Below are 20,098 nucleotides of genomic sequence, written 5' to 3'. Positions count from 1 at the left end.
CTCCTCCCCTTTTGTTTCGGCCTCCTCAAGCCGTTTTGCAAAAGAGAATAAGTGCGCGGGAATCCACCCGCAAGCAGACGATAGTCGCAACAAAAGCACAATTACCCACTAGTGGGTAATAAGCAGAGCTTTCCCGTCTTCCGGCGGCTAACTTTCTGAAAAGCCAAGCCGGTTTTCAATGGCATAACGGGTCAATCCGGCGGTGCTGGCGATACCGAGTTTTTTCTTGATGTTCTTGCGGTGAGTCTCGACTGTTGCTTCCGATATGCCGAGCGCGGAAGCAATCTCGCGATTGCTGCTACCTTCGGCAACCAGAACCAGCACATCGTTTTCACGCGACGACAGGCCTTCCGCCTTCTTCTCGGCATTGTCGAGAAGTGCTTCCGAAACGCCGGAGGAAAAATAGGCTCCGCCCGATGCGACCGCATGGATGGCGGCGACGATTTCACTCGTCGAAACATCCTTCAGCACATAGCCCGAAGCACCGCGCATGATCGAGGTCGAGATATATTCGCGACTGTCATGCATGGAGAGCATCAGAATGCGCGTACCCGGCAGTTGCCGCTTGAAAAGCTCGATGGCATCGATACCGTTGAGAAGCGGCATATTGATATCCATCAGCACGACATCGGGCTTGGCGGTCTGCGCCATATCCAGCGCCAGCCGCGCATTGGATGCAGCGCCCGCGATTTCAATGTCGTCATAGGTTTCAAGCACGGCGCGCAAGCCGTCGAGAACCAGCGGATGATTATCGACCAGCAATACGCGAATCTTGCATTCTTTCGTCATGCGACTTCCGGTTTGAACATGGACGGCTTCGTCATAGGTCTTTCGACTGCCGAAAGCGGCAGGCGCGCGGTCAACTGCGTACCATCACTGCCGGTTTCCACCAAGAGCACACCGCCGAAATGTGCTATGCGCTCCTGCATATTTCTGAGGCCAAGTCCCGACGCCGCCCCTTTCAGATCATGACCGGCAAATCCATTGCCATTGTCGCTCACCGTCATCGTCACGCGCCCGTTCGAATCCCAAAGGCGCACAGAGACCGCGCTCGCGCCCGAATGGCGCTCGATGTTGGTCAGCGCTTCCTGCGCCACCCGGTAGAGCGCCGTGCTCGGCTCCGGTTTCAGATTGACCCGCAGCGTATCGGCCTCAAAGCGGGTCTCGATACCCGTCCGCTCCGCGAAATGCTCAAAGAGCGCTTTCAGCGCCACCGTCATGCCGAGATCGTCCAGAATGCGCGGTCGCAGATCATGCGAAAGCCGCCGCACCTCCTTGATCGCGCCGTTCAGCACATCCGATGCCTTCTCAATGGCCCTCGGCGCACCGTCGCTGCCCGTATGCACCTGACGGCTGGCCAGATCGATGGCATAGCGCACGCCCACCAGATTCTGCGAAATGCCGTCGTGAAGTTCGCGGGCCAGACGGGCGCGTTCTTCCTCCTGCGTATCGATGATGCGCTGGGCAAGCTCCTTGAGCTTGCTGTCCGCCATGCGCCGCTCGCGAATGTTCAACAACATGCATGTTGCGAAAACCAGCATGACGGCAGGCACGGCGATGAGACTGACCACCAGAAACGTGTTGCGGATATTGGCGCGAAAATCGGCATTGGCCGCCGCCGTCTGCGCATAAACATCATCCAGATAAACGCCGGTTCCCAGCATCCATTTCCACTTATCCAGCCCAACCGCAAAGGACAGCTTGTCGGCCATTTCGCCGCTCGACGGCTTTTCCCATTTATATTGGTGCAGCCCGCCCCCCTGCTTTGCCTTGTCGATCAGATTGGCAATGACATGATCACCATCAGGATCGACTAGATTGAGCCAGTTCTGACCGGGACGAAAGGTCTGGCGCGGATGCACGACATTGTTGCCGTCATAGTCATAAACGAAGAAATAGCCGTCCCGCCCATAATCGAGCGAGGTGAGAATGCTCGTCACCTTCTGCATGGCCGCTGTATCGTTGGGACCGGCCTCGTCATAGATTTTCTGGATTGCTGACAGAGCCAGATTGGTGAGGTTCAGAAGCTCGGTCTCCTTCGCCTTCAGCATGTTTTTCTCAAAAGTCGCGATGCTGCTCTGCACGAGATTGGCCGATTGCCACGTGATGAAGGCCGTGACCGTCAGGATCGCGACGATCAACGGCACAATGGCCAGAGCCAGAATCTGATATCGAAGCGTCACGCCTAGCTCCTCCCAACATCGCCGGACGGCTTTTTAAATTGGGACTTTAAAGCCCCGCTTCGACGGACGAAAGAGGCGATATGCGCTGCCAATTTGCGGCACATTGCCAGACGGCAATATTATTTCGTATAGACTTATTTATGTAGATATAATGCAAAGCGCGGTCAGCTTTCCATTGCGCCTTGTTGCAAGAGCGGTATAGGAAGGCTGAAATTAAACGTTCGCGCGCTTCATTCGCGACGTGCAGGACCCTGACTTCTGGCCGTCTTGCCCAACCCCCATCGTTGAAGTGCGCCTTCGGAGGAGTGATTATATGCAATATTGCGGCAAGGCGTCTCGTCGACTTCCCAAGGAGAGAAGACGATGAGCGCCGAAGTAAAGCACGCGCAGGCGGGTGGAACCGACAAGACGGCCATCGAGCTGAAGAATGTAGAGATTTCGTTCAAACTGGCCGATGGCGGTCGGTTCGATGCGGTTGCCGAAAGCAATCTCAAGGTCGCGGAAAACGAATTCGTCGCCATTGTCGGCCCAACCGGATGCGGTAAATCCACCTTGCTGAATGCTGTGGCCGGTCTTCTGACGCCCGCGCAGGGTATTGTCGAGATCAACGGCCAGCGCCTGCAAGGGCTAAATCGCAAGGCGGGTTATCTCTTCCAGCAGGACGCGCTGATGCCCTGGAAGACGGTGCTCGACAATGTCGCCATCGGTCTTGAAATCGCGGGCTCGATAAAGGCCGAAGCCCGCAGACATGCGCAGGAATGGCTGGCCCGTGTCGGGCTTGCAAGCTTCGGCGACCGCTATCCGCATATGCTTTCCGGGGGCCAGCGCAAACGTGTGGGTCTGGCGCAGGTGCTGATCCGCAATCCGAAATATCTGCTGATGGATGAGCCATTCGGCCCGCTGGACGCGCAAACCCGCGTCATCATGGGCGATTTGCTGCTCGATCTGTGGTCGCAAGACAAGAAGGCGGTCATGTTCGTCACGCATGATCTCGAAGAAGCCATCGCGCTTGCTGACCGCGTTGTCATCATGTCTGCCGGTCCGAGGGCGCGCATCATGGCGGAATATCGCATTCCGCTCGAACGCCCTCGCGAGATTTCCGAAATCCGCCTCGACAACCAGTTTCACGAAATCCACCGGGAAATCTGGAGCGCGCTCAAGGAAGAAGTCCTCAAGGGCTACCAGCAGACGAGTGGAGACCGCGCCGGAGGACGTTCATGAAAAAGCCAATGCTGTTTCTGGCGCAGCTCAGTATTGCTGTCGCCGTTATTCTCGTGTGGCATGTCTTTACCGCCACGCATCTTTTCGGCAACCCCGCCAAGGCGAAATTCTTCTTCGCCACGCCGGGCGATGTCGCCTTGCGCACCTATAAATGGTTTGCCGAAGGCACGATCTGGTATCACCTCGGCATCACGCTGCTCGAAGCCATGCTCGCCTTTGCCATCGGCTCGATTGCGGGTGTCCTGATCGGCTTCTGGTTTGCGCGCAAGCCCATATTGGCAGCTGTTTTCGATCCCTATGTGAAAGCCGCCAACTCCCTGCCGCGTGTTGTTCTGGCACCGATTTTTGCGCTGTGGCTTGGCCTCGGCATCTGGTCCAAGGTAGCGCTTGGCGTTTCACTGGTGTTCTTCATTGTCTTCTTCAACGTCTATCAGGGCGTGAAGGAAGTGAACCAGACCGTGCTGTCCAATGCCCGCATGCTCGGCATGAACGAGCGGCAATTGTTGCGCAACGTCTACCTGCCCTCGGCTTTGTCATGGATGTTTTCGAGCCTGCATACCGCTGTCGGCTTCGCCGTCGTGGGTGCGGTCGTGGGCGAATATCTCGGTTCTTCGGCGGGGCTTGGCTACCTCATTCATCAGGCGGAAGGCGTGTTCGACGTGACCGGCGTTGTCGCCGGTATGCTCGTGCTGACCGTCTTTGTGCTGATCATCGACTGGGGCGTCACCATCATCGAGGAGCGCCTGCTTGTCTGGCGCCCCAAAGCCGCAAGCCACAACGCATAACGGCGCGTCGCGCCTACGAGAGCGGTTCCGGTCAAAATGGAATCATGGAACCGCTCTATCTATTTGTTTTCACGCATTATCCCACGCAAAACCGCTACGCACTTTTGCTGGAAATGCTCTAGGAGGAAAATCATGAAGATTAATCGCAGAGACGCCCTGCTGGGCGCCGCAGCTCTTGGACTGGCCGGCATTGCTTCCCGCCTGCCCGCCTATGCGCAGGACGCATCGGCAACGCCAGAAAAACCCGAACTGATGTTCGGCGTCGGCGGCAAGCCGCTTTTCTACTACCTGCCGCTAACGATTGCCGAGCGCAAAGGCTTCTTTGAAGAACAGGGCCTGAAGGCAACGGTCAACGATTTTGGCGGCGGCGCGAAGTCGTTGCAGGCTCTGATCGGTGGTTCGGTCGATGTCGTGACGGGCGCTTACGAACACACGATCCGCATGCAGAACAAGGGCCAGGACATCAAGGCAGTCTGCGAACTTGGACGTTTCCCGGGCATCTGCATCGGCGTGCGCAAGGACCTCGCAGGCGAAATCAAGACCATTGCCGACCTGAAGGGCCAGAATGTCGGCGTTACGGCGCCCGGCTCCTCCACGTCGCTGTTCCTGCAATATGCACTCATGAAGAACGGTCTGTCGGAAGATGCCGCGTCGATTATCGGCGTTGGCGGCGGCGCAAGCGCGGTTGCAGCCATCAAGAAAGGCGAAATCGCCGCTCTCGTCCATCTCGATCCGGTAATCACCCGCCTCGAAGTCGATGGCGATATCACTCTGCTGATCGACACCCGCACAGAAGAAGGCACGCGACAGCTGTTCGGCGGCACCAATCCGGCCGCGACAGTTTATGTGCAGCAGAGCTTTATCGACGCAAACCCGATCACCACGCAGCGCGTCGTCAATGCCTTCGTCAAGTCGCTGGACTGGATTCACAAGGCATCCGCCGACGACGTTGCCGACGCCGTGCCGGAGGAATATCTGCTTGGCGACCGCGAACTCTACAAAACCGGCTTTGAGAAATCCCGCGCCATGTATTCCGAAAAGGGCCTGATTGCCGAAGAAGGCTTCAAGAGCCTCTATGAAATGTTGAAGGCGCTCGATCCGGAGCTTTCCAGCGCGGATATTTCATTTGCGCAGACTTTCGATCCGCGCTTTGTGCAGGCCGCCAAAATCTAACCAAGAACAAGGCCGGGATCGCTTCGGATCCCGGCCTTTTCCATTTCATTCGTTGAAAAATGCCGCGCGGAATCAAACGCTATCGTGAGCTGGACGCGCGATATGCCGCTTCAGCAATGCGGCTGCAAATTCGAAATCCCCAGCCTCGATAGCCTGCAAAATTTCCAGATGGTCCGCGCAGGCCTGACGAATTCGCGCTTCGCCCATACGCTCAAACTCACAGGATTCCGTCAGTCTCCGCAAATGGTTCTGCCAGCGCAGAGCCTGGGTGAGAAACCGGTTATTGGCCCATGACACCAGCGTTTCATGGAAATTCGCATTGACGTCGAACCAAAACCCATCCGGAAAATCGGATATCGGGCGTTCGAGTATTTCAAGCTGTTCGCGGTGCAGTTCCTGCAACTCGGAGAGAACCGGGCTGTAATCAGCTTGTGTCAGCGCGCCGCATTCGATGACCACCCGGAAAGAATAGCTTTCATTGACGGCATGTTCATTGTCGAGCGCTTCGGCAAAGCGCCAGCCGTAGCCTGGAAGCCGCTCGGCCAGTCCTTCGGCGGCAAAGCGCATCAATGTGCGGCGCACCGTTCCACGGGTCACTTCGAACTGTTCCGCGAGGGCTGCTTCAGAAACTTCCAGGCCGATCGAACCGGAAGCACGCGCGCTCATCAGCCTGTGATAGAGGTCTTCGAAATCGGACGGCGGCAAAATCTCGTTCGACAGCTCGTCCTGTTTCGGAAAACGCTGCAACAGATAACCACGGTTCGGTGCCTGCGCGACGATCCCCCGCTCCACCAGAAGATGCAAAACCTGCCGGACCGGCGAGCGTGAGACATGCAATTCGCGCGCAATCGCGGCATCGGAAATGCGATCACCGATCTGCCAGCGCTCCTTGGTGATAAGCGCCAGCATCTTATGCGCAACTTCCACCTGAAGATTGCTCAAACCGGTTTGCGTCACTGTTCCGTCCGTCCGGGGTGCTGTTACGATGATGTTCACGCGCGGTAAATCCTCCGTGACAAATTTATAACAAAAATCTGCACGCGCGGGAGTTCCATTCGCTTGAGGGCACGCCAATGTGATCGGCGCGTGATGAGGCGAAACGGAAAGCAGTTTTCTGAAAAATAGCGGGAGTTACGGCCGGGGAGCCGCTTTGCTCGACCCGAACTGGTGCGCTTCAAAGGGCAACCCAAATGGCAATACCGCCGCCCCGATAAAAAGCAGGCGACAGATCGGAGACCTGTCGCCTGTCTATAACAATGGACTGGAGGTCACATTATTATCAGTTCATATTTTCAAGCTTCGTCAGATAACCCGACACATTACTGCGAACATAAACCTAGACGAAACCTGTCCGGATATCGGGACGATGCCCCGATATCCGATCTTGATATGTGTTATTAGAACGAGCGCTGGAAGCGAACGATACCGCCCCAAGCGTCCTTCTCGACAGCGAGATCACGCCATTCGCCACCGAACTTGGTGTACGAAATTTCCGGGGTGATCGTGAAGCCAGGAACGAGCTGGTAAGCTACGTTAGCCGTAACTGCAGTCTTGCCCCAGTCGTCGTGTGCGCCCTGAAGGTTGAAGGTAGCCTTGTCGGTTGCCTTGAACTTCGCGCCACCCCAGACAGCCCAATCGCCGCCCCACTGGCCGTAGTTCTGCACCGGAGATTCTTCCGAAGCGTAACCACCCTGCAACCAAACCGAGAAGCGGTCGGTGATGTTCACGTCACCGCGAACCTTGGCGGCCCATTCTTCGATGACCGAGTCGTAAGCTGCAACAGCTGCGATCGAACCCCAGCCGCCTTCGTACTTCAGACCGCCGAGGATGTGCGGGGTGTAGCCGTCGATGACGTAGCCCGAGCCGCCTTCTTCAACAGCCAGGATAGCCGAGAAGCCGTTGCCGCCCTTGTAGGTGTACGAAATCTGACCGGTGGTGTAGCTGCCTGCGCCGACCACGTCATCGTTGATGACGCCGCCGAGGTAACCGGTGAAGGTGTGGAATGCGGATTCGTCGATACCAACCTTGAAGCCGCCGAGCTGGATGTAACCGATACGGAAATCAACGCCCTGCGTCGTATAACCGTAATCACCATCTTCACGGCTATTGTTGGCGCCGTAGTTAAAGCGGGTTTCGGTGTAGGTCTTCAGGGTGCCGAGTTCGGTTTCCGAAGCCGTGTGGGTACGAAGCGTGAAGCGTGCGCCCTTGTCCCAGCCTTCACGGTCTACGCCGGTGTAGACGTCATCGCCGCCCTTTACGTCGTAACGGACGTAGCCGCTGATGCGCAGGCAGGTTTCGGTGCCCGGAATGTAGAAGTAGCCAGCGCCGTAAGCATCGCAAACGCGGACATATTCAACTGCTTCAGGTTCCGGTGCAACGATTGCATCGGCAGCCTGTGCGCCGGAAACTGCAACGAGCGCTGCAGCGGAGCCGAGAAGAAGGCTCTTGATGTTCATTTCTGACCTCCAGGATCAAGTTGATAGAAGTTTCGATTTTTTTACGAGTCGTTTTTTACGATTGCATAATACGATTTTCATTGATGGTTTCGTTAGTCAATGGCGTTTTTTCCCAATAAGATACAGACCGTTACTTCATTAGCGACCGTTGAAATTCTGCAACAGTCATAATTAGCCATGGCCCGCCGCTCTCCCACTTTTGCGGGATCTGGATTTTCGATCCCCCGGATGCCCGGAGCGCTGTTTTGAGGATTTCTGCAGCTTCCCGGTGGAACCCGTGCAGATGGTGGAAACGCTACATGCCGCGGGCAGCTATTGTGCAAGCGAGCGACATCATGCACCGCCTTGGCAGCGTGCAAGACATCGCCTCAACATTTTCGATGGTAGCCAAACCCGCCATATTTCACCCCTCTTCAATACATCCCCGCAGCCGTTGTCCCCCAACGAACTGCGAATGTCCGGATGCTTCGCCCATTTCTGTTACAATCAGATGACGAACAGTGAGCACTGCAACCTTTATCCGTATTTTTAAAGGATCGGGGGCAGAGTTCAGCTTATAAATTTTTATTATTTTGTAGGGATTTAGCAAAAATCCCTACAGACACACGCATTTTCTTTTATTGCCGCTGATTTTTTTTAAGAGTGCCGCTGCAAACCTGCGTTTGGCGCTAGTCGTCGCACTTACCCCTTGGAAAGCGCGATGACCGGGTCCAGTTGCGAAGCGTTTCGCGCTGGCAGATAGCCGAACACGACACCGATCAGCGTCGAACACAGGAAAGCTGCGATAATCGACGTGGTTGAATAGACAAGGCTGAAATTCGAGCTGAACAAGCTGAAGAGCAAGCCGAAGCCGAGCGCCGTCAGAATGCCCAGAACGCCGCCGATCAGGCAGACAAGCACCGCCTCGATCAGAAATTGCTGCAAGATATCGCTCTGTCGCCCGCCGACCGCCATGCGTACCCCGATTTCCGAAACACGTTCGGACACCGTGACGAGCATGATGTTCATCACCCCGATGCCGCCGACGATCAACGAAATAATGGCGATTGCCGCCACCAGAAGCGTCAGCGTCTGGGTCGTGCTGGTGATCGTCTTGCGAATATCGTCGGTGTTCAGGATGTAGAAATCCTTGGTGCCGTGGCGCTGCAACAGAAATTCGGTGACCGACTGCTCGGCCAGCGCCGTATCGATCCCGTCCTTGACCTGCAAGGTAATGCTGCGCAGCGAATTGCTTCCCAGAAACCGTGCCTGAACGGTGGTGTATGGCAGATAAAGCGACAGGTTTTGATTGGAGCCGAAACCGCCCTGCTGCGGCTCCATCACGCCGACAATGCGCGCGGGAACATTGCCGATCAGCAGCACCTGTCCCACCGGATTGATATCGGCAAACAGCGCGTTTTTGGTGTTCTGGTCGATGACCACATCCTGCGCCGTGGTTCGCACGCTTTCGCGGTCGAAAAACTGTCCATCGGCAATCTTGCTGCCCTTGGCGACAAAATATTGCTCGCTGACGCCATTTACCAGCGCATTGGACTCCTGCGAGCCGAAACGCACCGTGCTGTTTGTCGAGACTGTTGGCGTGGCAGCCGCGACATAGGGCTGTTTGGACAGTTCCAAAGCGTCCGAAACCACCAGCGTGGTGATTTTCCCGGATCGCACATCGCCGAAATCCTTGCCTGCGAAAATTTCCAGCGTATTGGTGCCGAGGCTGGAAATATTGGCCAGCACCCGCTCCTGCGAACCGCGCCCTAGCGCCACGACGCTGACGACCGAAGCGATGCCGATGATAATGCCCAGCATGGTCAGGAAGGTGCGCAGCTTATGCGCCCGCATCGAGAGCAATGCCATCAGAAAGGCCTCGCGGATCGAACCCATCAATCCATAGAGCGACAGCGCGCGCTTGCGCTTCGAGGCCGCATCTTCCGGGCTGACGGCGCTTTCCACGATTTCGGTCTTTTCCACCGGACGGTCGGCGATGATCTCGCCATCGCTGATTTCGATGATGCGTTCTGCCTTGCTGGCAATCGACATATCGTGGGTGACGATGATGACCGTGCGCCCTTCGGCATGCAGCTCACCCAGAATGCGCAGCACCTCTTCGCCGCTATGCTTGTCGAGCGCGCCGGTCGGCTCGTCGGCCAGAATAAGGCTAGCGTCGTTCATCAGCGCGCGCGCAATAGAGACGCGCTGCTGCTGCCCGCCGGAAAGCTGGCCGGGCCGGTGATGCAGCCGGTCACCCATGCCAAGACGCGTCAGCAAGGACCCGGCGCGCTTGGCACGCGCCGACGGGTCGATACCAGCATAGATCGCCGGTATCTCGACATTGCCGATGGCCGTCAGCTCTGGCAGCAGATGATAACGCTGGAAGATGAAGCCGAAATGCTCACGCCGCAGCGCGGCCAGTTCATCCACATCCATGGAGGCGGTTTCGCGACCGCCGATTTCGTAGCTGCCGGACGTTGGACGGTCCAGACAACCGAGAATATTCATCAGCGTGGATTTACCCGACCCCGACGCACCGACAATCGCCACCATCTCGCCAGAATTGATGGTGAGGTCGATGTCTTTGAGGACCGCGATGGAACTGTCCCCCGACGGGTACTCCCGCCGGACTTTTCTGAGGCGGATCAACGGTTCCGTCATGATCAGAAGCCCATCGGCGGGCCGCGACGGCCACCCGGGCTGGGGCTTGCCGCAGCACCTGCCGCCAATTGGCCGGTGACGACGCGTTCGCCTTCATCGAGGCCCGATTTCACCTGAACCATCACCTTGTTGTTCAGGCCGATTTCAATCTTCTTGCGTGAGATCTGGCCCTTGTCATCGACCACGCGCACCGTATAGCGGCCATCCGCATCGGGCGCACCCAAGGCAGAGGACGGAATGGTCAGGACATTGTTCTCCTGCCCGAGAACGATGTGCACTTCCGCCGTCATATAGGTGCGCAGATGCCCGTCTTCATTCGGGATGGTGAAAAGGCCATTATAATAGATCGCCTCCGACGACGTACTGCTCGAAGAGGACGACGAGGACGAGCTTGAGGAACTGAAGCTGCTGTCGCTCTTGATCGATTCCGGCGCCGGTTCCACCGATTCAAGGCTTGCTTCATAGCGGCGGTCCTGATCGCCGAGCACCGTGAAATAAAGCGGCAGGCCGGGCTTCACCCGGACGATATCAGCTTCGGAAATTTCCGTATAAACCGTCATCCGGTCAAGCTGGCCGAGAATAACAATCGTCGGTGCGGATTGCGTTGCGTTGACCGTCTGGCCTTCCTGGCTGACGATGGAAAGAACGGTTCCCTCAATCGGCGCGGTGATCTGCGTATACCCGAGATTGGCTCTGGCGGTCTCGACGGCAACTTCGGCTGCCTTGATCTGGGCCCTGAGCGATTCAATCTGCGCCTGCGTCACATTCAGATCGGCAGCAGCCGTGTCGTAATCGGCCTGCGAAACAGCATGTTTGGCAAGCATGGCTTTCTGGCGGTTCAGCGTCTGCTGGTTCAGCGCCAGCGTCGCCTGCTTTTCCTTCAACTGCGCCTGCATGTTGGCAAGTGACGCCTCGGATGTTCGCAGGTCGTTTTTCTGCGTGGTGGAGTCGATCTCAGCAATGAGGTCATTCGCCTTCACGACCTGCCCAAGCTTCACCTTGACCGATGTGATGCGGCCCGATGCCTGCGCGCCGACCGCAACCAGACGAACCGGCTTAATGGTTCCCGTGGCAAGCACCGTGACTTCGATGTCGCTGCGGGTCGCAGTGGCGGTCATCATCGATGGTGTTTGGGACGACGATTGGCTGCGCCAGTAAAAATATCCGCACACGGCCACAGCGATGAGGACTGCGGTCGTGACGACGAGACGTTTAAAGCGCATTCAGGGAACCTTGCATATGCTCGTGGATTGAACGTGACCTCGGAAACCGGCCTCACAGGGCCGCATGATCAAGGGTCGAATTCGAAAAATCCAGTAGAAATCTATAATTGCTGGCAATCTTTTCAATTCCGGCATCTGCCTTGGCCAATGTGTGACATTGGCAGCACATGCCGGAATGCGACCACCAAATCCGTATGAGGGGGATTTAACTTAGTTGGCGGCGGCAGTGGCCACCGCATTTCTCTTCGGAAGACGCGGACCCGTATTCACGTCCACGACTTCCGGTTTGGAAACTTCAATGGCGCCACTCCAGCCACCGCCAAGCGCCTTGTTGAGCGCGATATAGTCGGTAGTGATCAGAACCTGGCTGGCGATCAGTGAATCCTCCGCCGAATAGAGCGAACGCTGGGCCTCCAGAAGATCGAGGAAGCTCTGCGTACCCGACTGATAGAGCGAACGTCCAAGCGACGCCGCCTCGCGATAATGGCGAGCCGATGTTGCAAGCTTGGACGATTTGATGCGCTCCTGCGCCAGCGAAACGATAGCGTTTTCGACGTCTTCAAGCCCGGTCAGGATCGAAGAGCGGTAGGCGATAAAATACTGGTCGCGCTGCGCCTGCGCCATCTCGACGGCTGCCTTCAGCTGGCCGCCATTGAAGATCGGAACCGTGAGGGTTGGGCCGAACGACCAGCTGATCGACGAACTTTTGCCGAGATCGCCGATCTTGGTGGCCGAGGTCGCAATATCGCCCGTCAGGCTGAGACCTGGATAGCGGGCGGCTTCCGCCTGACCGACCTTGGCCGTGTATTGCGCATATTGACGTTCAGCCAGCCGCACATCCGGGCGGGAGAGAAGAATGTCTGCCGGAATGCCCGTGGGCATCGGCAGTTTCGGCTTGGGGATCGCCTTAACCTTCTTCATGCGCTCGGCAAGTGCGGCAGGCGCGCGACCTGTCAGCACAGAAAGCCGATGCACGGAAGCGGCATAGGCCGCTTCAAGGTCCGGTATATTGGCCTCTGTCGAAGCCGCCTGACCGGATGCGTTGGAAAGATCGACCGCCGACGATGCGCCCGCCTCGAATTTGTTGCGCGTCAGGGTCGCCGTTTCGCGCTGTGAAGCGGCGGTCCGCCGGGCCAGCGCGGCACGCGCCTGATAACCGCGTGCTTCGACATAATTCGTAGTTACATCGCCAATCAGCGTCACGAGCGTATTGCGCAGGTCTTCTTCCGAGGCATCCATGCCGTATTTGGCGGCTTCCACCGACCGGCGGTTGGCGCCGAACAGATCTATTTCCCAGCTTGCATCCAGTCCGCTCTGGAACTGGCTGCTGGTGCTCGCCGTGCCACTGACCGAAGAGCCTGTGCGGCTGCGGGTCGCCGAAGCGGAACCGTCCAGTGACGGCAGCAGCGTGCCGACCGACTGACGATAGGTAGCGCGCGCCTCGCGCACGCGGGCCTTGGCGGTTGCAACATCCAGATTGCCCGCAACCGCTTCCTCTACGAAAGCATTGAGCAATGGATCGTTGAGCCGCTTCCACCATTCGGCCAGTTCCGCGGGCTTTGCCGGTTTTTGCTGCTTCTTGTTGCCCCAGTTGGAAGGCATGTTGATCAGGGGCGACTGATAGTCCGGCCCGACCACACAACCGCTGACGGTCGCAACAAGACACAACGTGGCCAGCACTTTCATCGTGCGGCGGACGCGCTGATCCTGTCTGGTGCAGGGGTTGTGGTCAAAAGTCGCTGCAAGGCGGGTGAGATCATTTGTCGACATGGTTTGATTCCGTCTGCGTCTGCGGCGACACCGATTGAGTTTGACTGGATTTGCCCTTGAAGATGCGCCGAACGGCAACGAAGAGCAGCGGAACAAGAAAGACACCTATCACGGTTGCGGCGATCATCCCGCCCATGACGCCGATACCGATTGCGTTCTGCGCACCCGAACCGGCACCGCTTGCAATGGCCAGCGGAGTGACGCCCAGAATGAAGGCGAATGATGTCATCAGGATCGGTCGCAGGCGCTGTCGAGCGGCCTCCAGCGTCGCCTCGACCAGCCCCATGCCTGCCGCTTGCCGCTCTATCGCAAATTCGACGATCAGAATAGCATTCTTTGCGGCAAGACCGATGGTGGTGAGAAGACCGACCTTGAAATAAACGTCGTTACTCTGCCCGAAAATCGTTGCGCCCAAAAGTGCGCCGAAAATGCCGATCGGCACGGAAAGCATGACTGCAAACGGGATGGACCAACTTTCATAAAGCGCGACGAGACATAGGAACACCACCAGAACCGAAATCGCATAGAGTGAGGCTGCCTGATTGCCGGAAAGCTGTTCCTGATAGGAAAGTCCGGTCCATTCATGGGCAAATCCGGACGGCAATTGCGTCATCAGATTGTCTATTTCATCCATAGCGACACCGGAACTGACGCCGGGTGCCGCTTCGCCCTGAATTTCCACGGCGGACGAGCCGTTATAGCGTTCCAGTCGCGGCGAGCCATATTTCCAGTAGCCGGTTGCAAAGGCTGAAAACGGCACCATGATGCCATCGGCGTTGCGGACCTGCCATTTCTCCAGATCTTCCGGCTGCATGCGGAAATTGCTGTCGCCCTGAACATAGACCGGTTTGATGCGACCCCTGTCGATGAAATCATTGACATAGGCGCTGCCCCAGGCTGTCGACAGCGTGCTGTTGATATCGGCCAGCGAAACGCCCAAAGCACTCGCCTTTTCCTGATCGATATTGATCGCGAATTCAGGCGTATCTTCCTGCCCGTTCGGGCGCGTATTGGCCAGAAGGTTGCTTTTGCCCGCCAGCGCCAGCAACTGGTTGCGTGCCTCGATCAGCTTGGCGTGACCGGCGCCATTGACATCTTGCAGAAAGAAATCGAAGCCGCTCGAATTGCCCATGCCCTGAATGGCAGGCGGCGCCAGCGCAAAAACCTTGCCGTCGCGAATTGTCGAGAAGAATTTCATGGCGCGTCCGGCGACCGCGCTTGCCGACAGATCAGCAGATTGGCGCGCTTCGAAATCTTTCAGACGCACGAAGGCCAGACCGACATTCTGTCCCTGCCCGCCATAACCAAAGCCGATTACGCTCATCACGCCTTCGACCGCATCCTTCTCCTGATTGAGATAGAAATCCGTCACCTGCTTCATGACCCGTTCGGTACGGTCCTGCGTAGCGCCCACGGGAAGCTGAACGCTGGTCATCAGCGTGCCCTGATCTTCCTGCGGCAGGAACGAGCTTGGCAGACGGTTGAACATCCAGCCCATGGCAACCACGATCAGCGCGAAGACCAGAAGGTAACGGAATGACCGCGTGAGGATTCCATTCACGCCACGGCGATAGGCATTCGTTGTCCGGTCGAAACCGCGATTGAACCAACCGGAAATGCCGCGCTGCTTCGCATGGCCTTGGACCGGCTTCAAAAGCGTGGCGCACAAAGCGGGCGTCAGGATCAGCGCGACCACCACCGACAGGATCATCGCCGATACGATGGTGACCGAGAACTGGCGATAGATGACGCCGACCGATCCGCCGAAAAAGGCCATCGGAATAAACACCGCCGAAAGCACCGTCGCGATGCCAACCAGTGCGCCGGTGATCTCGCCCATGGATTTGATCGTGGCCTCCCTTGGCGGAAGTCCTTCCTCCTCCATCACGCGCTCGACATTTTCCACGACGACAATCGCGTCATCCACCAGAAGGCCGATGGCCAGCACCATGGCGAACATGGTGAGCGTATTGACGGAATAGCCGAAGATCGCCAGCACCCCGAACGTGCCCAACAGAACCACCGGAACGGCCAGCGTTGGAATAAGCGTGGCGCGGATGTTTTGCAGGAACACCAGCATCACGACGAAAACCAGAATGATCGCCTCGATCAGTGTCTTGATCACTTCCTCGATAGACAAGCGCACGAAGGGCGTCGTGTCATAAGGATAAACGACCTCCACCCCCGCTGGCAGCGTTTCCTTCAGGTTCCCGATTGCTTCCTGCACCCCTTCCGCCGTGCTGATCGCATTTGCGCCGGTGGCGAGATAAATGCCGATGGCGCCCGAAGGCAGACCGTTATAACTGGATTCACTCGTATAGCTTTCCGAACCCAGTTCCACGCGGGCCACATCGTTCAACCGCACCAGCGCGCCATCGGTCGTACTTTTCAAAATAATGTTGCGGAACTGTTCCGGCGTTTGAAGACGGCTTTGCGCCGTCACCGTCGCATTGAGCTGTTGACCCTTATTGGCTGGCATTGCGCCCAGCTGACCAGCCGAAACCTGCGTGTTCTGCGCCTCAATCGCCGAAGCGACATCGCCCGGCATCAGCGCATATTTCGCAAGCTGGTCGGGGTCCAGCCAGATGCGCATTGCATAGCCGGAACCGAAAATGCGCGTATCGCCCACGCCTTCGACGCGCTTCAGCGTATCGTTGAGCGAGCTGTCGATATAGTCAGCCAGATCGTTGGCTGTCAGCTTGCTATCGGTCGAGACAAAGCCGATGACCATCAGAAAGCTTTCGGACGACTTGCTGACTGTCAGACCCGTGCTCTGTACGCTCTCCGGCAGCTGCGACTGGACGAGCTGCAGCTTGTTTTGCACCTGCATTTGCGCCACGTCGGGATCGGCGGCGCTGGTGAAGGTCAACGTAATCGTTGCCGAGCCGGTCGAGGTCGAGTTGGCCGTCATGTAATCCAGATTGTCGATGCCGGTCATGCCCTGCTCGATCACCTTGGTAACCGAGTTTTCGACCGTTTCGGCATCTGCGCCCGCGTAAGTGGCGCTGATGCGCACCGTGGTCGGCGCGATCTGCGGATATTGCGAGATCGACAGGGAACTCAGCGCCAGCAAACCGCCAAGCATGATGACAATCGCAATGACCCAGGCAAAATTGGGCCTGTTGATGAAGAAATTCGACATGGTCTATTCCTTCACCGCCGCGTTGCCGGTCTGGTTCTGGGTCAACTGACTGCCAGCGCCATCGGTCGTCTGCGCCTGTTTGCGCTCGCGCACCTCGCCGGTCGTATCATCAACAATGACATCGACCGCCTGCACTTCCTGACCGGCGCGGACGAGCTGCGATCCTTCCACGATGACCCGGTCGCCAGCCGCAACGCCGCCGTTGACCAGCCAATTATTGCCGACGCTCTGGCGGACTTCGAGGACGCGCTCCTCTACCTTGTTCTCGGCATTGACGAAAAGGCCGGTCGGCTCGCCCTTGGCATTGCGCGAAACGCCGCGCTGCGGCAGGAGGAAGCTGTTGGGCGCAACGCCCTCTTCCACCAGCGCGCGCACGTACATGCCCGGCAGAAGCAGTCGATCCGGATTGGGGAATGTGGCGCGGAGCGTAAAGGTGCCCGTCGTCTCGCTGACTGCGGATTCTGCAAATTCCAGCTTGCCCGGCAGCGGATAGATCGCGCCGTTTTCCAACTTGAGCCGCACGCTGACATTTTCACCACTGATCTTGATGCGCCCATCCTGGATGGCCTGACGAAGATTGAGCAGATTGGTGCTCGATTGCGTCACATCGACATTGATGGGGTCAAGCGTGCGGATGGTGGTCAGCGCCGTGTCCTGGCTGGCTGTCACCAGCGCGCCGGGCGTCAGGGTCGAGCGGTCGATGCGTCCGCTGATCGGCGCCTTGATCGACGTATAATCAAGGTTGATACGCGCCGTTTCCAGCGCGGCTTTCGCTGCCGCAACATCGGCCTTGGCCTGCGCCAGCGATGCAACCGCATTGTCGAGGTCCTGCTTGCTGACGGCGTTCTGCTTGATCAGCCCCTGATAGCGCGTCACCATGGATTGCGCGCTGGGTACAGTCGCTTCCGCCCGCTGGAGATCGGCAGCTGCACTCTCATAGGCAGCCTTATAGCTGGCAGGTTCGATCTGATAGAGCGCATCGCCCTCTTTGACCTCGCTGCCTTCCGTAAACAGCCTCTGCTCGATGATACCGCCAACCTGTGGTCTGACTTCCGCCACTAGCGACGCGGTGGTGCGCCCCGGCATTTCGGCATTGATCGAGACCGATTGCGGCTGCAAGGTCACAACGCCAACCTCCGGTTTCGGCAGCGCCGCGGCATTGGTGCCCGCCTTCTGGGATTGCTCCTGCGAACAGGCAGAAACCAGCAGAAGCGACGCGGCGGCCAGCGCCATTCCGAAAGACCGCGCATCTGGGAGGAAGCGACACGGTTTGCTACGGGAAATCAGCGGCTGAACCATACTATAAACCTTGTTTACTGAGCGATTTGGTTGCGACCGGCAGCGTCACGGTTTGCGCGATGCCGTTCGGCGTTTTGTTGGCGATATCGATGCGCCCTCCCATGCGCTCGATAATTTCCTTGGCGATGGCCAGCCCAAGCCCCGCACCGGGATGCATTTTCCGGCGTCCCGCATCGACCCGGAAGAAGGGCTCGAAAATGCGCCCTATCAATTCTTCAGGAATGCCCGGACCGTTATCTTCTATAAGAACGACTGCTTCGCCGTTCTTCTCAACACTCGACACAACAGCGTGATGGCCATGGGTTGCCGCGTTGATCATCAGGTTGCGCAAGGCGCGCGTCAGCGCAATCGGGTTGGCCTGCACGACGAGGGGCTGCGCGGTTTTCACCGGCTGCAACTCTGCCGAATAGCCAATCGCCCGCAGTTCCGCGACCAGTTCGGTCACGAGGCGGTCGAGCTGCAAAATCTCCGTCGCGCCGTTGCTGTCCACTTCCTCGCGCACGAGACGAATGGCGCTGTCGGCGATGGAATCGAGCTCTTCGAGATCTGCCAGCCATTTCGCACGCTCCGCCTCATCTGCGACGAATTCGGCGCGCAGCCGCATCCGCGTCATCGGTGTGCGCAGATCATGACCGGCGGCGGCAACCAGCCGCATGCGGCTTTCCATTGCCGTCTTGAGCCTCGTTGACAGGTGGTTGATGGCCTTTGCAGTTGCGCGCACTTCGCCCGATCCGGTTTCGGGGATCAGCGGCAGGACGCCATCCGGCCCGATGCGCGTCACCGCCCCTTCGAGCAGGCGCAGCGGCTTCGTGATCTTGGCAGCGGCGAACAATGAAATGACAGCACTGCCCAGCACAATCAGGCAGACCCACAAAGCCAGCACGCGAGCGGCGCCTTCCGGCGGCCCCATTTGCGGAATTTGCAAAATGATCCACCGATCCTCGCCAAGTTTGACCGAGACATTGTCCGTCCTCGGCGTGTCCGCATGGCTGACGATCAGCGGCCAGTCCTTACCGTTTGCAGCCAGCGCGCGCGAGATGAAGCGGGTTCCCCTCTCATCGACATTCGTATCAATGGGTTTGTCCTGAACGACAAGGCCATAGGCTTGCGCTGCTGCCGGGTTCTGAGTGAACAGCGACACCTGCAGCATGATCTGGCGCGCCAGCGGATCAGACGTCAGTTCGCGCGGCGGCGGACTGAGTACGCGGTCCGCCGCAAATGTCGCCAGTCCCACAACGGAGACGATGGCGCAGATCAACAACAGAGCGATGCGATTGCGCAATGTGTTCATCGCGTCACAACCGATGTTTTGACCGGTATCGTCAGCTGATAGCCGCCATTGCGCACGGTCTTGAATACATCGCCAGCCTGACTGTCATCAAGCTTGCGGCGCAACCGGCTCATAAGAACGTCAATCGAGCGATCAAGCGGGCCGCGTCCCCGCCCCTGTGTGAAATCGAGCAGCTGGTCACGCGACAATAGCCGACCAGGACGCTCCACGAATACTTTGAGCAGATCGAATTCAGCCGCCGTCAGATCGACCTGCGCGCCATCATCCCTCGCAACCTTGCGCAGCTGCGGGTCGAGGACGAAGGCGCCGAAATGGAAAAGCGTAACATCATCATTAGTGGATAATGGAACATGCTGGCTGCGGCGCAGCACAGCCTTGATGCGAGCCGTCAGTTCGCGCGGATTGAACGGCTTGCCCAGATAGTCATCCGCGCCGATTTCCAGACCGATGATGCGATCCACATCCTCTTTCAATGCAGTCAGCAGGATGACCGGAATGCTAGGCTCCCGGTCACGCAGCCGCCTGCAAATGTCGAGGCCCGAACCATCCGGCAACATGACATCCAGAACAATCAGATTGGGGTTGGTCTCCGTGAGACGCTTTTCGCATTCGCGGCGATCGCCCGCCACCGAAACGCGAAAACCCTGCTCGCTGATATAGCGCGACAACAACGAGCGGATTTCCGGGTCGTCATCGACGATCAGTATATGGGGCGGAACGCTCATTCGGGCTCGTGACGTTATCAATCAGGTGTTGTTGAAAAACACTATAGCCACTTCACGGCGGGCGGTTTTCATTTTTTTGTAACCGAATATTTCCGCGTCGAAGCCAGAAACATTCCGCAACAAATGAGCCTTGAACCGCCTGTCCGGCAACAACCGGACCAGGCGCAGTTTCTTCAACACCGTGCCG

At 57.8% G+C, this 20,098-nt stretch carries 15 protein-coding genes; 3 read left to right on the top strand and 12 right to left on the bottom strand.

Annotated features, from left to right (window positions below):
* Positions 1 to 147 precede the first annotated feature (147 nt).
* A complete protein-coding gene (mctR, locus tag D8666_RS12250) occupies positions 148 to 789 on the bottom strand; it encodes a two-component system response regulator MctR (protein WP_121538217.1) in 642 nt (213 codons plus the stop codon).
* On the bottom strand, positions 786 to 2,183 hold the full coding sequence (gene mctS, locus D8666_RS12245) for a two-component system sensor histidine kinase MctS (RefSeq protein WP_121538215.1): 1,398 nt from the start codon (positions 2,181 to 2,183) through the stop codon (positions 786 to 788). The genes mctR and mctS overlap by 4 nt, the downstream gene beginning before the upstream one ends.
* A 363-nt stretch (positions 2,184 to 2,546) precedes the next feature.
* Here mctS and D8666_RS12240 point away from each other — a divergent pair, with 363 nt between their 5' ends.
* From D8666_RS12240 to D8666_RS12230, 3 genes are all read left to right on the top strand, one after another.
* Entirely contained in the window at positions 2,547 to 3,404 is an 858-nt protein-coding gene (locus tag D8666_RS12240; RefSeq protein WP_121538213.1) for an ABC transporter ATP-binding protein, read from the top strand.
* Positions 3,401 to 4,189 carry an ABC transporter permease gene (locus D8666_RS12235; RefSeq protein ID WP_121538211.1) on the top strand — a complete coding sequence of 263 codons (789 nt, stop codon included), beginning with the start codon at positions 3,401 to 3,403 and terminating at the stop codon, positions 4,187 to 4,189. The genes D8666_RS12240 and D8666_RS12235 overlap by 4 nt, the downstream gene beginning before the upstream one ends.
* A gap of 132 nt (positions 4,190 to 4,321) precedes the next feature.
* Positions 4,322 to 5,362, top strand: coding sequence for an ABC transporter substrate-binding protein (locus D8666_RS12230; protein WP_109367157.1), 1,041 nt, complete (start codon positions 4,322 to 4,324; stop codon positions 5,360 to 5,362).
* A gap of 72 nt (positions 5,363 to 5,434) precedes the next feature.
* Here the strand turns inward: D8666_RS12230 and D8666_RS12225 are convergent, their stop codons facing one another.
* The 10 genes from D8666_RS12225 to D8666_RS24220 all read right to left on the bottom strand — a co-directional run bounded on the left by D8666_RS12225 (position 5,435) and on the right by D8666_RS24220 (position 20,091).
* Positions 5,435 to 6,358 (bottom strand): GntR family transcriptional regulator, encoded by a 924-nt coding sequence (locus tag D8666_RS12225; RefSeq protein ID WP_235858952.1) that lies wholly within the window; start codon positions 6,356 to 6,358, stop codon positions 5,435 to 5,437.
* Between the two features lie 401 nt (positions 6,359 to 6,759).
* The gene (locus tag D8666_RS12220) at positions 6,760 to 7,818 is read right to left on the bottom strand and encodes a porin (protein WP_109367155.1); all 1,059 of its coding nucleotides are present in this window, start codon (positions 7,816 to 7,818) and stop codon (positions 6,760 to 6,762) included.
* A 681-nt stretch (positions 7,819 to 8,499) separates the two neighbouring features.
* Entirely contained in the window at positions 8,500 to 10,461 is a 1,962-nt protein-coding gene (locus D8666_RS12215) for a MacB family efflux pump subunit (RefSeq protein WP_121538209.1), read from the bottom strand.
* Between the two features lie 2 nt (positions 10,462 to 10,463).
* Positions 10,464 to 11,684 carry an efflux RND transporter periplasmic adaptor subunit gene (locus tag D8666_RS12210; RefSeq protein WP_121538207.1) on the bottom strand — a complete coding sequence of 407 codons (1,221 nt, stop codon included), beginning with the start codon at positions 11,682 to 11,684 and terminating at the stop codon, positions 10,464 to 10,466.
* Positions 11,685 to 11,894: 210 nt separating this feature from the next.
* Positions 11,895 to 13,370 carry an efflux transporter outer membrane subunit gene (locus tag D8666_RS12205; protein ID WP_121538358.1) on the bottom strand — a complete coding sequence of 492 codons (1,476 nt, stop codon included), beginning with the start codon at positions 13,368 to 13,370 and terminating at the stop codon, positions 11,895 to 11,897.
* Between the two features lie 70 nt (positions 13,371 to 13,440).
* A complete protein-coding gene (locus D8666_RS12200; protein ID WP_121538205.1) occupies positions 13,441 to 16,596 on the bottom strand; it encodes an efflux RND transporter permease subunit in 3,156 nt (1,051 codons plus the stop codon).
* A gap of 3 nt (positions 16,597 to 16,599) precedes the next feature.
* The gene (locus tag D8666_RS12195; RefSeq protein ID WP_235858951.1) at positions 16,600 to 17,829 is read right to left on the bottom strand and encodes an efflux RND transporter periplasmic adaptor subunit; all 1,230 of its coding nucleotides are present in this window, start codon (positions 17,827 to 17,829) and stop codon (positions 16,600 to 16,602) included.
* Between the two features lie 67 nt (positions 17,830 to 17,896).
* Positions 17,897 to 19,186 carry an ATP-binding protein gene (locus D8666_RS12190; RefSeq protein WP_121538203.1) on the bottom strand — a complete coding sequence of 430 codons (1,290 nt, stop codon included), beginning with the start codon at positions 19,184 to 19,186 and terminating at the stop codon, positions 17,897 to 17,899.
* Positions 19,183 to 19,911, bottom strand: a complete 729-nt coding sequence (locus D8666_RS12185; RefSeq protein ID WP_109367149.1) for a response regulator — start codon at positions 19,909 to 19,911, stop codon at positions 19,183 to 19,185. Before D8666_RS12185 ends, D8666_RS12190 begins: the two co-directional genes overlap by 4 nt.
* A gap of 21 nt (positions 19,912 to 19,932) precedes the next feature.
* Entirely contained in the window at positions 19,933 to 20,091 is a 159-nt protein-coding gene (locus tag D8666_RS24220) for a hypothetical protein (RefSeq protein WP_167836076.1), read from the bottom strand.
* Between the last annotated feature and the right edge of the window lie 7 nt (positions 20,092 to 20,098).

The sequence above is a fragment of the Ochrobactrum soli genome, assembly GCF_003664555.1.
Taxonomy (GTDB): domain Bacteria; phylum Pseudomonadota; class Alphaproteobacteria; order Rhizobiales; family Rhizobiaceae; genus Brucella; species Brucella teleogrylli.
This window is presented reverse-complemented; position numbering and strand designations above follow the sequence as displayed.

Bases quoted from the DNA above. Each gene is read 5' to 3' on its own strand.
- D8666_RS12210 (WP_121538207.1), bottom strand. From the start codon at position 11,684: ATGCGCTTTAAACGTCTCGTCGTCACGACCGCAGTCCTCATCGCTGTG.
- D8666_RS12230 (WP_109367157.1), top strand. From the start codon at position 4,322: ATGAAGATTAATCGCAGAGACGCCCTGCTGGGCGCCGCAGCTCTTGGA.
- D8666_RS12200 (WP_121538205.1), bottom strand. From the start codon at position 16,596: ATGTCGAATTTCTTCATCAACAGGCCCAATTTTGCCTGGGTCATTGCG.
- D8666_RS12205 (WP_121538358.1), bottom strand. From the start codon at position 13,370: ATGAAAGTGCTGGCCACGTTGTGTCTTGTTGCGACCGTCAGCGGTTGT.
- mctR (WP_121538217.1), bottom strand. From the start codon at position 789: ATGACGAAAGAATGCAAGATTCGCGTATTGCTGGTCGATAATCATCCG.
- D8666_RS12240 (WP_121538213.1), top strand. From the start codon at position 2,547: ATGAGCGCCGAAGTAAAGCACGCGCAGGCGGGTGGAACCGACAAGACG.
- D8666_RS12185 (WP_109367149.1), bottom strand. From the start codon at position 19,911: ATGAGCGTTCCGCCCCATATACTGATCGTCGATGACGACCCGGAAATC.
- D8666_RS12190 (WP_121538203.1), bottom strand. From the start codon at position 19,186: ATGAACACATTGCGCAATCGCATCGCTCTGTTGTTGATCTGCGCCATC.
- D8666_RS12195 (WP_235858951.1), bottom strand. From the start codon at position 17,829: ATGGCGCTGGCCGCCGCGTCGCTTCTGCTGGTTTCTGCCTGTTCGCAG.
- D8666_RS12235 (WP_121538211.1), top strand. From the start codon at position 3,401: ATGAAAAAGCCAATGCTGTTTCTGGCGCAGCTCAGTATTGCTGTCGCC.
- D8666_RS12220 (WP_109367155.1), bottom strand. From the start codon at position 7,818: ATGAACATCAAGAGCCTTCTTCTCGGCTCCGCTGCAGCGCTCGTTGCA.
- D8666_RS12215 (WP_121538209.1), bottom strand. From the start codon at position 10,461: ATGACGGAACCGTTGATCCGCCTCAGAAAAGTCCGGCGGGAGTACCCG.